Origin of the sequence: Bradyrhizobium sp. HKCCYLS2038 (assembly GCF_051167655.1) — a bacterium.
Lineage (GTDB): Bacteria > Pseudomonadota > Alphaproteobacteria > Rhizobiales > Xanthobacteraceae > Bradyrhizobium.
Genome location: NZ_JBNPTM010000002.1, coordinates 304,874 through 317,332, shown reverse-complemented (window position 1 = coordinate 317,332; position 12,459 = coordinate 304,874). Strand labels below are relative to the sequence as shown.

Genomic DNA, 12,459 nt, shown 5'->3' with positions numbered 1-12,459 from the left:
GATGACGCGCGGCTGCATTCGTTCGGCTCTGGCGCTGGCTGCCGCGGTGCTGGCCTTCTCGGTTTCGCTCGGCCGTGCCGAGGAGCGCGTCGTCAACTTCTACAACTGGTCGAACTACATGGCGCCCGGTGTCCTTGACGACTTCACCAAGGAAACCGGCATCAAGGTCGTCTACGACACCTTCGACGCCAACGAGACCCTGGAGACGCGGCTGCTCGCTGGCAAGTCCGGCTACGACGTCGTGGTACCCACTGCGTATTTCCTGCAGCGCCAGATCAAGGCCAAGATCTTCCAGCCGCTGGACAAGTCCAAGCTGCCGAACCTCGCCAATGCCTGGCCCGTCGTGACAGAGCGTCTGGCCATCTACGATCCCGGCAACCAGTTCGCCGCCAACTACATGTGGGGCACGACGGGCATCGGCTACAACGTCAAGGCGATCGAGAAGGTCCTGGGCGCTGGCGCGCGGATCGACAGCTGGGACATGGTGTTCAAGCCGGAGAACCTCGCCAAATTCAAGGATTGCGGCGTCCACATGCTGGACTCCGCCGACGACATCTTCCCAGCGGCGCTGAACTATCTCGGCCTCGATCCCAACTCGACCAAGCAGGCAGACCTGGAGAAGGCCGCCGAGGTGGTCGGCAAGGTCGCACCCTCCGTGCGCAAATTTCATTCGTCGGAATATCTGAGCGCGCTCGCCACCGGCGAGATCTGTCTCGTCGTCGGCTGGTCCGGCGACATCATGCAGGCGCGCAGCCGCGCCGAGGAAGCCAAGAACGGCATCGAGATTGGCTACGCGATCCCGAAAGAGGGCGCGCAGATGTTCTTCGACAATCTCGCCATACCCGCCGACGCGCCGCACGCAGCCGAGGCGTATGCGCTGATCAACTACCTCTATCGCCCCGAGGTCGCCGCCAAGAACTCCGACTTCCTGTCCTATGCCAACGGCAACCTGGCCAGCCAGAAGCTGATCGACCCGAAAATTCTCGGCGACAAGAACATTTACCCGGACGACGCGACCCTGAAGAAGCTGTTCGTCATCACCGCCCGCGAGTCTGCCACGCAGCGCGTGATCAACCGGCTCTGGACGAAGGTGAAGACGGGGCGGTAGTCGCCGCTGCCGTCATTGCGAGCGAAGCGAAGCAATCCAGGGCCGAGACCGCGATTCTGGATTGCTTCGTCGCGTTGCTCCTCGCAATGACGTCGGCGAGAGCTCAGCCCAGTCGGTGCATGGCACACAGCTTGTTGCCGTCGAGGTCGCGCAGGTAGGCGAGATACAGTTTGCCGGCCGAGCCTTCGCGGATGCCGGGCGGGTTCTCACAGGTCGTGCCGCCGGCTTCGAGGCCCGCCGCATGCCAGGCGTCGGCCTGTTCCGGAGAGGTGCAGGCGAAGCCGATCGTGCCGCCATTGGCGGGCGTCGCGGGCTGGCCGTTGATCGGCTTCGACACCGAGAAGATGCCGGTCGGCGTGATGTAGAAGATGCGGTGGCCGTCGACGCGGGCCGGCCTCACGCCGAGCGTGCCCAGCAGCTTGTCGTAGAAGGCCTTGGCCTTGTCGAGGTCGTTGGTGCCGATCATCACATGCGAAAACATTCGCGCTCATCCTCCCTGAAGCTTCCGAACAGCTTGTCGGATACGGCGCCAAGGTAGCGAGCGCCGGCAGAAGAGGTAAGTATTATCTTCGAATAGCCCGTGAGCGGGAAATGATGCTGCAGTGCTGCTTCCCTGTAGCGGAATTTGCTGCGCCGACTACCGCCAGCGCCGGTGCAGCCAGAGCCATTGCTCCGGATATTCGCGTACCCAGCCCTCGACGACGGAGGTGATGGCCTGGGTCATGCCCTGGATGTCGATCTGCCCATTGGCGTCGCGCACCGGCTTCACTTCCTCCGATACCTCGGCGCGAAAGCGATGGCCGGGGAGGCGGATGATGCGGACGCCGTGCACGGGGCATTCGACCTGCCGCAACAGGCGCGCCAGCATCGGGTTGGCGCGGGTCTTGCGGCCGAAGAAGGTGACCTCGACGCCACCGGTCAGGTACTGGTCGACCAGCATCGCGACGTGCTGCCCGCTCTTCAGTGCCTCGGCGAGCTTGATCGGTGCGCCGCGCCCCGCCGGCACCAGCGTGCCCATCTTGTCCTGCCGCATCTCGCGGATGATGCGGTCGGCGGCCGCTATGTTCGGTTTGCGATAGAGGATCGCGGTGTCGAGTTTGTGGGCGACGGCGGCGAGCGCCGGCATTTCCCAATTGGCGAGATGGCTGGCGAAGATCAGCGCCGGCTTGCCGTCGAGCCGCAGCTGATGGAAGAGCTCATAGGTGCGCGGCGGCAGCTCGATGCGGCTCAGTTCCGGATGCTCCTCGTCGTAGTCCCAGATCTTGTCGAGATGGGCGAACTCGGCGCCGAGGCGGCCGACATTGTCCCACACACCGGCCAGGATGGTCTCGATCTCCTCCGGCGACTTTTCCGGAAACGCCGCCGTCAGATTGTCGCGCGCAATGCGGTGCTCGCGCAGCCGCGGCCCGATCGCCCGGGTGATGCGGGCGAAGCTGTCGGCGGTCTTGATCGGATCGAAATAGCGCGTGGTCTTGAGCATGCCGACCGTCAGCGCGCCGACGGCCGAGGACCCGAGCGACTTCACCTTCTGGCGGATGACGAGCTTGGTCCGAAGGGGAATGAGACTCATCGAGGCGACAGGCGGATCAGGCCGGTTCGCGGGTCAGGATCAGCGAGGCATTCTGGCCGCCGAAGCCGAACGAGTTCGACATGACGGCGGTGACGCGGGCCTCGCGGGCCTTGTTGCCGACGACGTCGAACAGGATCGCAGGATCCGGAATGTCGTAGTTGATGGTCGGCGGGATCAGCTGATGCTCCAGCGTCAGCAACGAGATGATCGCCTCGACGGCGCCGGCTGCGGAGATGGTGTGGCCAACCATCGACTTGTTCGACGACACCGGAATCTTGCCGGTGTGCTCGCCGAACACGGCGGAGACACCGACATATTCCATCTTGTCGTTCTCGGGCGTCGCCGTGCCGTGGGCGTTGATGTGGTCGATCTGCTCCGGCGCCATGCCGGCGTCGGCCAGCGCCTTGCGGATGCAGCCGATGATCGGCTTGCCGTCGGGCGAAGAGCGGGTGCGGTGGAACGAGTCGGTCAGCTCGCCGCAGCCGGCGACGACGCCGAGGATTTTTGCGCCACGCGCCACGGCCGCGTCATAGCTCTCCAGCACCAGCGCGCCGGCGCCCTCGGCCATCACGAAGCCGTCGCGGTTCTTGGAGAACGGCTTGGAGGCGGCCTGCGGCGGATCGTTCTGCGTCGACAGCGCCGACAGCAGCGAGAAGCGCACGAGGCCTTCGGGATTGACCGAGCCTTCGGTGGCCGCGCACAGCGCGACGTCGGTCTCGCCGCGCCGGATCGCCTCGACGCCGAGCTGGATCGCGGTCGCGCCGGAGGCGCAGGCCGTCGACAGCGAGATCGGCGAACCCTTGGTGCCGAACGTGTCGGACAGCGAATCCGCGACCGAGCCGAACAGGAAGCGGTGGTGATAGTTGACGAACTTTCCGCCGCCGCAGACCCTCAGGAGATCATCATAGCTGAAGTTCGTCCCGCCGACCTCATGGGCGAGCTCGAGCCGCTGCGGCCACTCGATCTCGACCGGCGCGACGGCCAGGAACAGCGGGCCCGGGAAATCGCCCTTGGAGCCGATCCCGGCCTGCGCGATCGCTTCCTCGACGGCCATGTGGCCGAGCCGCTCGGACAGCCCCGTCGACGTGAACGGCGCCACGGGCACGAAGTCGACCGTGCCGGCCATCGTCGTCTTCAAGCCGTCGATCGGGAAGCGCGTAATGGTGCGGATGCCGGACTCGCCGGCCACCAGCTTGCTCCAATTGTCCGACTTGCCGGCCCCGAGCGAGGTGACGATGCCCATGCCCGTGACGACCACGACGGGACGTCCAAATTTGTCGCGTACACTCATGATGTCCCCCGTCGCGTCGTCTCTAGCCGCGCGCCGCGTTCACTTGACTGCTTCGACCAAGGCCATGCCTTCGCCGCGGTAATGGCCGGCGCCGACCACCACGATCTGGGTCGGAGCCTCCTTCATCTCGGTTTCGACGCCCGAGGAGTCACCCGGCGCGAACAGCGCGCCGCGCGAGATCGAGAGCGCGGCAAGTGCAAGATCGAGCGCGAAATGCGCCTCCATCGTATGACCGAAGCGGGTGCCGCTCGACCGGACGGCGAACGACTTGTGGTGATCGAGGAAGGCGCGCTCCTCCGACGTCACCGGCTCCGCGCCCGTGGCGCCGGTGATGATCGCGCCCGGCGCCTCGTGAACATCGAGTGCCGACCACAGCCGGTCCAGCGTCCCGGTCACGGCGCCAGCCTCCTTGCGGCGGGCGCGGTCGGCGACGACCTTGCTCAGCCGCGCCAGCGGCTTGGCGCCGCGCGCCTCCGCATGCGGCCTGGATTCCAGCACCAGAAACGCGCCGGCCGATCCCAGCGCGAAGCCTGGATGGTCCTGGCGCGCCCACACCGGCTTGAACTGGTTCTTCAGATTGTAGTCGCCGAACTCGTAGAGCACGAGCAGGTCCTTGCGCTCGCCATTGTGCGAGCCGCCGACCAGCGCAATGTCGCTCTGGCGGCCGGCGATGCGCGCCAGCGCGATCTTGAAAGCGTCGACGCCTGCGACCTCTTCGCCCATGAAGGTGCGCGACGTCCCGCAGACGCCGTGCGAGATCGCGATGTTGCCGGCGAGCAGGTTGGACAGCTGCGCCAGGAACAGCGTCGGGCGCAGGTCGCTCATCAGCCGGTCGTTGAGGAAGCCGGGCGTGCAGTTGCCCTGCGCCTCGGCGTTGAGAATGGCGGTGTCGACGGAGATGTCGCGCTCGCCACCGCCGGCGGCGACGATCATGTCCATCCGGGACAGGATGTCCTTGTTGCCCTTGAGGCCCGCGGAATCCAGCGCAAGCCCGGCGGCATAGGTGCCGATGCGCTGCCACGCCTCCATCTGGCGCTGTTCCTTCTTAGGAATTTGCGCTTCGAGGTTCACCTTTGCCCAGGGATGCACGATGTAGGGCGCGAACCCCGTCTCGTCGACGTTGATCTGGCCGGCGTTGAGGGCTTGCCAATTCGCATCGAGGCCTTCGCCGAGCGAGGTCGCAAGACCAATGCCGGTGATCCAGACTTCCACGGGCTCGGTCACGGCTGTGGTCTCACTCATCGCTGCAGCGCCTGTTGCGGAAAGCCGATGCGCTTGGCCTCGGCGTCCATGTGTCCGCGCAATTCCGGATTGGGGAAGGGGACGTGGCTGAAGGTCAGGCTCGCGTTCGAGCGCAGCTTGCCGGCGACCTTCACCCGCGCTTCCGTCATTGCGTAGCCGGACCCTTCGTGGATCACGTTGGCTTCCACCGTCAGCACCTCGCCAGGCGTCACGAAGCCGCGCATCTTGGCTTCCTTCACCGCGGCGAGAAACGGCATCCGCTCGAACTTCATCAGAGCCAGCAGGAGCCAGCCCGAGGTCTGCGCCATCGATTCGATCAGCAGCACGCCGGGCATGATCGGATGTCCCGGGAAATGCCCTTCGAAAATCGTGCTCTCTGTGGGAACCCTGGCTTCGACGGTGATTGTCTTCTCGTCCGCCTTGAGGTCGAGAATGCGGTCGATGAGCTTGAAGTATTCGATCTGCATGGCGGGCGCTCAGGCGCCCTTGGCGGCGACCAGCTCGTCGATGCGGGCGCACAGGTTCTTCAGCACGAAATACTGCTCGGTGCTGGCTTTGCCGTCGTTGACTTCCTGCGTCCACTTCTCGAGCGGCAGCTTGATCCCGAAGGCCTTGTCGATCGCAAACGCGATGTCGAGGAAATCGAGGCTGTCGATGCCCAGATCGTCGATGGCGTGGCTATCCGGCGTGATCGTGTCGCGCGGGATGTCGCAGGTTTCAGCGATGATCGTGGCGACCTGATCGAATGTTGAGGACATCACTAAGCCTTTGATATATTGGAGCTAATCCGGATAAGGGCAACGAGAGGACACCGCGCCCCCGAAAGGCGCTGATGCGAGCCCTTTTACCCCCGTCGCCCAGGAGTCGTGTGCCCGTATATCGGAGCGTCGCGGTGAGTTCAATGGAGCCGGGCACGCCGGTTGTGGCGGGATTGTGATGCGTCGTCGGCGGCGGCTCCGCCGTGTGGTGAGGGGTCAGGGGGTGTAGGTCTCGGTGATGATGCGGGCGCAATCGCGCCGTCCCGTGAGGAGGCAATCCTGGGTCTTGCGCAGATCCGCGATGCTCACCGCCAGCCAGATGCCGATGGCGGTGAGGGCGATGGTGAAGGCGATGGCGGCGATGTTGGCCAGGATGCGGTGACGGAAGTCGTCCGGCTGCTCGCGCGGCTGCTCGTAGCGGGACAGATCGAGCGCCGCCGGCGGGCGGCGATGCAGAGGCACCGGCGGACCCCCGCCTTCGGTCACGTGCCGCGCCGGACCACTGCGCGGCCGGAACGGCACCACGCGATGCTCCTCCTCCACTGCCATGGGGCGCTGGGTCTTCATGCCTCGACTCCAATGCTCCTTCTTAGCACGCGAGACCAGCCTCCCACAAAGAAACTTTGCCGCTGTTGAGCTGTACCAGACGAGCAGGTCGCCTTGCGGCTGTGTCGTAGCAGCCGCATTTGGTATATCGAGGGAACCCGCGCCGGCGCTAATCCAGCCGGGGATTGCCGCGAAATCCGTTGGAGCCAAACCCATGGCCAATACCCGCGAGCCGCTGCTGCATCCCGTGCCGATCCTGTCCCTGCGCCCGACGCAGATGACCGTCGGAATGCGCGAGGTGAAGGAGAAGCGCGAGCGCTGGCGCGCGCACAAAAAGACGAAACAGGCCGAGCTGCTCGGCAAGCACATGATCCCGGTCGTGCTCGGCCCGGACCAGCGGCACTACGTGGTGGACCACCATCACCTCGCCCGTGCGCTTCACGACGAGGGCGTCAAGGACGTGCTCGTCAGCGTGATCGGCGACCTCACGATGGTCGATCGCGAGGCGTTCTGGGGCGTGATGGACAACAAGCGCTGGGTCTATCCTTACGATGCCAAGGGCGAGCGGCGGCATTTCAAGGACCTGCCGAATACGGTCGCGGATCTGAAGGACGATCCGTTCCGCAGCCTGGCCGGCGAGCTTCGCCGCGCCGGCGGCTTCGCCAAGGACACCACGCCGTTCAGCGAATTCCTGTGGGCCGATTTCCTTCGCCGCAAGGTTAAGCGTAAGACGGTCGAGGATCGCTTTGGCGTCGCCATGGAGCATGCGCTGGCGCTCGCCAAGAGCCACGACGCGGTCTATCTGCCCGGCTGGTGCGGGCCGGCGTCGGACGACTGATCCGCTTACTTCGCCTTCGGCAGCCGTCCCATCAGGTAGAACTCGTCATTGGGACGCATGCCGGTGACATTGGCCATTCGGTTCGACAGCGCGAAGAAGGCGGCGATGGCGGCGATATCCCAGATGTCGTCGTCGCTGAAACCGTGGCCGGCCAGCGCCTTGAAATCGGCGTCGCCGACGGTCTGCGCCTCCAGCGCCACCTTCATCGCGAAGTCGAGCATCGCGCGCTGTCTCGGCGTGATGTCGGCCTTGCGGTAGTTGATCGCGATCTGGTCGGCAATCAGCGGGTTCTTGGCGCGGATGCGCAGGATCGCGCCATGCGCGATCACGCAATACTGGCACTGGTTGGCGCTGGACGTCGCCACCACGATCATCTCGCGCTCGGCCTTGGTCAGCCCGCCGTCCTTGTCCATCAGCGCGTCGTGGTAGGCGAAGAAGGCGCGGAACTCGTCCGGGCGGTGCGCCAGGGTCAGGAACACGTTGGGCACGAAGCCGCTCTTTTCCTGCACACCGAGCAGGCGCGTGCGAATGTCGTCCGGCAGCGTGTCGATGGCGGGGACGGGAAAGCGGCTGATGGCGGGCTGGGTCATGGCAACGGTCCGGCTGGCGTCTGGGGACGCGAACCTTAGTCGATCGCAGAGGTCGTGCAACCTGTCAGGCGCAGTTTGACATTCAGCGCGGCGGACCGCCCGCCACGAGGTCGAAGCGCCGGCAGACGGAGCTGCTCAGCGCAGCGGCTTCTTCAGCAGCGAGAAGCGGTCGGGGTCGAGACCCAGCGACGGCTGCAGCATGGGCGCATCCAGCGAGGCGGAGAGGCTCGGACGATCGCCGAGGCTGGGACGGTCGCCGAGGCTGCTGACGCCACCGTCGCCGCCCGAGTTGTCCCGGCTCGAGGTGGCACCGCGCCAGCGTTCCAGCACCGCGCTGACGAAATGCATGTCGTGTCCGGCATTGACCGAGCGCACGGTGGCGATCGTGGCCTCGCTGCGCGGCAGCTGATGCAGCGGCACCTCCTTGAAGCGCAGCCGGGTCGGCAGCGCGACGCCTTCGCCGAATGCCAGCACCTCGCGGGTGCCGAGCGAGGGGACGAAGGAGAGCAGGTTGGCGGCGGCGTCTGAGACCGCCGAGCGCAGCAGTGACTGGTCGCGCTCGTTGGCGAGGCGCATCGTGAACAGCGTGTTGCACTGGGAAATGATGGTGGCGTCGAGCTCGGCCGGCCGCTGTGTGACGAGGCCGAGATAGACGCCGTATTTGCGGCCTTCCTTGGCGATGCGCGAGATCGCCTTGCGGGTCGGGCCGAAGCCGATCGAGCGGTCGGCGGAGGCGTAGCGGTGCGCTTCCTCGCAGACGAACAGCAGCGGCGAGACGCCATCGCTCCACAGGCCGAAATCGAACGCCATGCGGCAGACCACCGACACGACGGAATCGACCACCTCGGCCGGGAAGCCGGCGAGCTGCATCACCGTCATCGGCCGGCCGTTGGCGGGCAGGCGGAACAGATGGCTGATGACCTCGGCCATGGTGTCGCCGCCGACATTGGCGTTGTCGAACATGAAGGCGTAGCGCGGGTCGTTGCGCACGGTCTCGATGCGCGAGATCAGCTTGTGATAGATGATGCGCGAGGAGCGGTTCTCGAGCTTGCCCATGCGCTCGTCGATCAGGTTGATCAGGTCGACGAGGCGATAGGGGACGGGCGTATCGACGGTGTAGCCGACGGTTTTGGGATCGATGCGCTTGAGGCCGATGCGGTCGGAGTTCTGGTACTGGGTGTAGATGCCCTTCGCCAGCGGGATCACCTCGGCGAGGATGTCGAGCTCCTCCGGCACGCCAGGACGGCCGCCGAACAGGACGTCGACGATCTCCTCGAAATTGAACAGCCAGAACGGCAGCTTCAGATTGCGCGGGTTCAAGACCAGCGCCTTCTCGCCGAAGCAGCGGCCATATTCGTTGTGGACGTCGAGCAGGAAGATGCGCAGGTTCGGCCGCGCCTTCAGGATCTCGTTGAGCAGCAGCGACACGCCGGTCGATTTGCCGACGCCGGTCGAGCCGAGCACCGCGAAATGCTTGGACAGCATCTCCTCGACATTGACGCAGGCGCGCACGGACGTGTCCTGTTGCAGCGCGCCGATGTCGATGTGGTCGCCGGCGGTCGGCGTGTAGATCGTGCGCAGCTCCTGGCTGGTGATCATGTCGACGGCGTCGCCGATGGTCGGATAGTGGGTGACGCCGCGCTGGAACTTGGGCCGCTCGGCCGGACCGAGGATCTCGCCGAGCAGATCGACCGACGCGGTCGCAACGTATTCCTTGGCCTGGGAGAGGTCTTCGCTGGTGACCTCGGTGATGATCGCGATGATCGTGGCGCTGGGGCAGCGGATGCTGATGAAGCGGCCGACTGTCGCGCGGATGTCGGAGACGGTCATCTGCCTGGTCGGCAGAATGCCGACGCGGGCTTGTGAGCCTCGCACCGAGATCACGCGTCCGAAGGATGTCACGGTCATGAAACCTGTGGTGAATTGTTGAGCTGACACCTTCGCCCGAGGGACTGGAGAATCTGTTAAACGGTTCACAATTGTCGGCGCGCTCTGGCCGCTTTGCGCACGCCGGAGGCTGTTCGGGACGTTCTATGCACGCTTTCTGAAATAGGCGTAACGCATTGGCGTATAAAGCTTTCTGCATTCTCGCCTAATGCGTTGCGCGAGCCGCTGCAGGTAACGTCCGGTTTACCATTTCAAGCGCCCGTTCAGCTTTGCGCGCGCATCGAACGAGTGCGGCGTCGACGACGAGCGCGCGGCGATGCGGTCCGTGCGTCCGCTTCAGGATTTGATCGCGATCAATATGGAACGCGAGTGCCGCCGGTATATTTCTCGCCTCAAGCGCGAGGGAGCGGAGCCCGGCCGATCTCGTCAAGCGCGATCGCCGCGCCATCCCGCTGCACAGCCGATCCTCGCGTCAAGCAGGAGGATGATGTCATGGCTGAACCCACCAAACTGCCCGTCAACACCGACAAGGCGAATGCCCCTTCCGTGCAAGGATGGCGGCCGTTTGAAAACCTGCGACGCGAGATCGATCGCGTCTTCGAAGACTTCCACGGCGGGATCTGGCGGACGCCGTCGCTGTTCGACCAGTTGCCGAGCCTGGCGCGGGCGCGGTCCTTCGCCGCGGCACCGGCCGTCGACGTCGCCGAGCACGACAATGCCTACGAGATCTCGGCGGAGCTGCCGGGTCTCGATGAGAAGGCCGTCGAGGTGAAGGTCGCGGGCGGCGTGCTGTCGATCAAGGGCGAGAAGCAGGAGGACAAGGAAGAAAAGGGCAAGGACTACCATGTCCGTGAGCGCAGCTTCGGCGCGTTCGAGCGCTCCTTCCAGATCCCGGATGGCGTCGACACCGACAAGATCGGGGCCGTGTTCAAGCAGGGTGTGCTCAAGGTAACCCTGCCGAAGAAGCCCGAGGTCCAGAAGGCCGCCAAGACGATCGACATCAAGGCGGCGTGATCGCGCTTGCTGTCCCATGATCATGTGACAGCGGCGGCTTCGATCGGCAAAAGGGCCGCGGTGGCGGCCCTTTTTTTCGTGGGGCTGCCCGGCTAATCTGATGGTCAAGCAAGCGGTCGGCGATGCCGGACCGGGGGAACGACGGGAAGGGAGACGAGGTAATGGGCAAGCTCGCATTGGCGGCCAAGATCACGCATGTGCCCTCGATGTATCTCAGCGAGCTCGATGGGCCGGCCAAGGGCAAGCGCCAGTCGGCGATCGACGGTCACCTCGAGATCGGGCGGCGCTGCCGCGAGGCCGGTGTCGACACCATCGTCGTGTTCGATACGCATTGGCTGGTCAACGCCGGATACCACATCAATTGCGCGCCGCATTTCCAGGGGCTCTACACCTCGAACGAGCTGCCGCATTTTATCGCCAACATGACCTACGAATACGATGGCAACCCGGAGCTCGGTCACATCCTGGCTGAAGGCGCCAACGCCCATGGCGTGGCCACCATGGCCCATGACGCCACGTCGCTGGCGCTCGAATACGGCACCCTGGTGCCGATGCGCTACATGAATGCCGACCGCCACTTCAAGGTGGTCTCGGTCTCGGCGCTGTGCACCTCGCATTATCTTGCCGACAGCGCCAAGCTCGGCTGGGCGTTCCGCCGCGCCGTCGAGGATCACTATGACGGCACGGTGGCGTTTTTCGCCTCGGGCTCCCTCAGCCATCGCTTCGCACAGAACGGCACCGCCGACGACTATCGCGATAAGATGTTCAGCCCGTTCCTCGAGCGGCTCGACCACGAAGTTATCCAGATGTGGGAGCAGGGCGAGTGGCCCGACTTCTGCGACATGCTGCCGGAATACGCCAGCAAGGGTCACGGCGAGGGCTTCATGCACGACACCGCCATGCTGCTCGGCGCGCTCGGCTGGAACCATTATGACCGCGGCGTCGAGGTCGTGACGCCATTCTTCCCGTCGTCCGGCACCGGACAGATCAACGCGATCTTTCCGGTCTCGCCGATGCCCAGCGCCATCAACGACATCGGCCGGCCGCGCGCTGCTGCGCTCGCGGGAGGGCGGCTGTAGCACGCCGCTGGCTTCACCAGGCGCCCACGCGCCTGAGCAGCTCGACGATGTCTTCGGGAAAGACCTGTTCGGTCGTCGCCATGAGTTCCGTCGGCTGCCACCAGTGCTGGGCCGCGATCGCGGCCCGTTCCAGTTCGGTCCAATGCGTCGACGCAATGTCGGCGCTCGACACCCTGACGAGGAAGTAGCGCTCGTCCGAGCTGACTTGCTCGCCATCGACCATGGTGAAGGTCACCAACCGGCGCGCGATCTGGGATCCGGGATTCTCGATCCGGATGCCGGTTTCCTCGAACATCTCGCGGCAGGCCGCCGCCTCGTAGCTCTCGCCGGGATCGAGCCCGCCGCCCGGCGTCGCCCAGAACTGCTGCCCCTGCAGCGCGCCCGCGATGTGCACGAACTTGAACAACAGCAACCGGTCCTCGGGATCGAGCACCAGCAGGCGGGAGGAGGGGCGTTCACGCATCCGACGAGACTTTCCGGGAAAACCGCCACGCACGTTGTCGGATCGTGCCGCGCCTCGCAACGCCTAGGAGCCA

General features: G+C 65.2%; 14 protein-coding genes. 4 read left to right on the top strand and 10 right to left on the bottom strand.

Annotation, left to right across the window (positions count from 1 at the left end; genetic code table 11):
* Position 1: 1 nt before the first annotated feature.
* Positions 2 to 1,108 (top strand): polyamine ABC transporter substrate-binding protein, encoded by a 1,107-nt coding sequence (locus ACQR1I_RS10520; protein ID WP_434864542.1) that lies wholly within the window; start codon positions 2 to 4, stop codon positions 1,106 to 1,108.
* A 103-nt stretch (positions 1,109 to 1,211) separates the two neighbouring features.
* Here ACQR1I_RS10520 and ACQR1I_RS10515 read toward each other — a convergent pair whose 3' ends face one another.
* The 7 genes from ACQR1I_RS10515 to ACQR1I_RS10485 all read right to left on the bottom strand — a co-directional run bounded on the left by ACQR1I_RS10515 (position 1,212) and on the right by ACQR1I_RS10485 (position 6,536).
* On the bottom strand, positions 1,212 to 1,589 hold the full coding sequence (locus ACQR1I_RS10515; protein ID WP_434864541.1) for a VOC family protein: 378 nt from the start codon (positions 1,587 to 1,589) through the stop codon (positions 1,212 to 1,214).
* Between the two features lie 156 nt (positions 1,590 to 1,745).
* Positions 1,746 to 2,678: a lipid A biosynthesis lauroyl acyltransferase gene (locus tag ACQR1I_RS10510; protein WP_434864540.1), complete on the bottom strand. Its 933-nt coding sequence runs from the start codon at positions 2,676 to 2,678 to the stop codon at positions 1,746 to 1,748.
* 16 nt (positions 2,679 to 2,694) lie between these two features.
* On the bottom strand, positions 2,695 to 3,969 hold the full coding sequence (locus ACQR1I_RS10505) for a beta-ketoacyl-ACP synthase (RefSeq protein ID WP_434864539.1): 1,275 nt from the start codon (positions 3,967 to 3,969) through the stop codon (positions 2,695 to 2,697).
* Positions 3,970 to 4,008: 39 nt separating this feature from the next.
* Positions 4,009 to 5,211 (bottom strand): beta-ketoacyl-ACP synthase, encoded by a 1,203-nt coding sequence (locus tag ACQR1I_RS10500; protein WP_434864538.1) that lies wholly within the window; start codon positions 5,209 to 5,211, stop codon positions 4,009 to 4,011.
* Complete coding sequence (locus tag ACQR1I_RS10495) at positions 5,208 to 5,678, bottom strand: 3-hydroxyacyl-ACP dehydratase FabZ family protein (protein ID WP_434864537.1); 471 nt, start codon at positions 5,676 to 5,678, stop codon at positions 5,208 to 5,210. The genes ACQR1I_RS10500 and ACQR1I_RS10495 overlap by 4 nt, the downstream gene beginning before the upstream one ends.
* A gap of 9 nt (positions 5,679 to 5,687) precedes the next feature.
* The gene (locus ACQR1I_RS10490) at positions 5,688 to 5,969 is read right to left on the bottom strand and encodes an acyl carrier protein (protein ID WP_006609130.1); all 282 of its coding nucleotides are present in this window, start codon (positions 5,967 to 5,969) and stop codon (positions 5,688 to 5,690) included.
* Positions 5,970 to 6,185: 216 nt separating this feature from the next.
* Entirely contained in the window at positions 6,186 to 6,536 is a 351-nt protein-coding gene (locus ACQR1I_RS10485) for a hypothetical protein (protein WP_434864536.1), read from the bottom strand.
* 193 nt (positions 6,537 to 6,729) lie between these two features.
* Between ACQR1I_RS10485 and ACQR1I_RS10480 the strand changes: the two genes are divergently transcribed.
* Positions 6,730 to 7,353: a ParB-like protein gene (locus tag ACQR1I_RS10480; RefSeq protein ID WP_434864535.1), complete on the top strand. Its 624-nt coding sequence runs from the start codon at positions 6,730 to 6,732 to the stop codon at positions 7,351 to 7,353.
* 5 nt (positions 7,354 to 7,358) lie between these two features.
* Here the strand turns inward: ACQR1I_RS10480 and ACQR1I_RS10475 are convergent, their stop codons facing one another.
* Both ACQR1I_RS10475 and ACQR1I_RS10470 read right to left on the bottom strand, forming a co-directional pair.
* On the bottom strand, positions 7,359 to 7,943 hold the full coding sequence (locus tag ACQR1I_RS10475) for a peroxidase-related enzyme (RefSeq protein ID WP_434864534.1): 585 nt from the start codon (positions 7,941 to 7,943) through the stop codon (positions 7,359 to 7,361).
* Between the two features lie 135 nt (positions 7,944 to 8,078).
* A complete protein-coding gene (locus ACQR1I_RS10470) occupies positions 8,079 to 9,851 on the bottom strand; it encodes an ATP-binding protein (RefSeq protein WP_434864533.1) in 1,773 nt (590 codons plus the stop codon).
* 471 nt (positions 9,852 to 10,322) lie between these two features.
* Here ACQR1I_RS10470 and ACQR1I_RS10465 point away from each other — a divergent pair, with 471 nt between their 5' ends.
* Positions 10,323 to 10,844: an Hsp20/alpha crystallin family protein gene (locus ACQR1I_RS10465; protein WP_434864532.1), complete on the top strand. Its 522-nt coding sequence runs from the start codon at positions 10,323 to 10,325 to the stop codon at positions 10,842 to 10,844.
* A gap of 161 nt (positions 10,845 to 11,005) precedes the next feature.
* Complete coding sequence (gene hpaD / locus ACQR1I_RS10460; protein ID WP_434864531.1) at positions 11,006 to 11,923, top strand: 3,4-dihydroxyphenylacetate 2,3-dioxygenase; 918 nt, start codon at positions 11,006 to 11,008, stop codon at positions 11,921 to 11,923.
* 13 nt (positions 11,924 to 11,936) lie between these two features.
* Here hpaD and ACQR1I_RS10455 read toward each other — a convergent pair whose 3' ends face one another.
* The gene (locus tag ACQR1I_RS10455) at positions 11,937 to 12,386 is read right to left on the bottom strand and encodes an NUDIX hydrolase (RefSeq protein ID WP_434865118.1); all 450 of its coding nucleotides are present in this window, start codon (positions 12,384 to 12,386) and stop codon (positions 11,937 to 11,939) included.
* Positions 12,387 to 12,459 lie beyond the last annotated feature (73 nt).

Bases quoted from the DNA above. Each gene is read 5' to 3' on its own strand.
- ACQR1I_RS10475 (WP_434864534.1), bottom strand. From the start codon at position 7,943: ATGACCCAGCCCGCCATCAGCCGCTTTCCCGTCCCCGCCATCGACACG.
- ACQR1I_RS10505 (WP_434864539.1), bottom strand. From the start codon at position 3,969: ATGAGTGTACGCGACAAATTTGGACGTCCCGTCGTGGTCGTCACGGGC.
- ACQR1I_RS10470 (WP_434864533.1), bottom strand. From the start codon at position 9,851: ATGACCGTGACATCCTTCGGACGCGTGATCTCGGTGCGAGGCTCACAA.
- ACQR1I_RS10465 (WP_434864532.1), top strand. From the start codon at position 10,323: ATGGCTGAACCCACCAAACTGCCCGTCAACACCGACAAGGCGAATGCC.
- hpaD (WP_434864531.1), top strand. From the start codon at position 11,006: ATGGGCAAGCTCGCATTGGCGGCCAAGATCACGCATGTGCCCTCGATG.
- ACQR1I_RS10500 (WP_434864538.1), bottom strand. From the start codon at position 5,211: ATGAGTGAGACCACAGCCGTGACCGAGCCCGTGGAAGTCTGGATCACC.
- ACQR1I_RS10520 (WP_434864542.1), top strand. From the start codon at position 2: ATGACGCGCGGCTGCATTCGTTCGGCTCTGGCGCTGGCTGCCGCGGTG.
- ACQR1I_RS10490 (WP_006609130.1), bottom strand. From the start codon at position 5,969: ATGTCCTCAACATTCGATCAGGTCGCCACGATCATCGCTGAAACCTGC.
- ACQR1I_RS10485 (WP_434864536.1), bottom strand. From the start codon at position 6,536: ATGAAGACCCAGCGCCCCATGGCAGTGGAGGAGGAGCATCGCGTGGTG.
- ACQR1I_RS10515 (WP_434864541.1), bottom strand. From the start codon at position 1,589: ATGTTTTCGCATGTGATGATCGGCACCAACGACCTCGACAAGGCCAAG.
- ACQR1I_RS10495 (WP_434864537.1), bottom strand. From the start codon at position 5,678: ATGCAGATCGAATACTTCAAGCTCATCGACCGCATTCTCGACCTCAAG.
- ACQR1I_RS10480 (WP_434864535.1), top strand. From the start codon at position 6,730: ATGGCCAATACCCGCGAGCCGCTGCTGCATCCCGTGCCGATCCTGTCC.
- ACQR1I_RS10510 (WP_434864540.1), bottom strand. From the start codon at position 2,678: ATGAGTCTCATTCCCCTTCGGACCAAGCTCGTCATCCGCCAGAAGGTG.
- ACQR1I_RS10455 (WP_434865118.1), bottom strand. From the start codon at position 12,386: ATGCGTGAACGCCCCTCCTCCCGCCTGCTGGTGCTCGATCCCGAGGAC.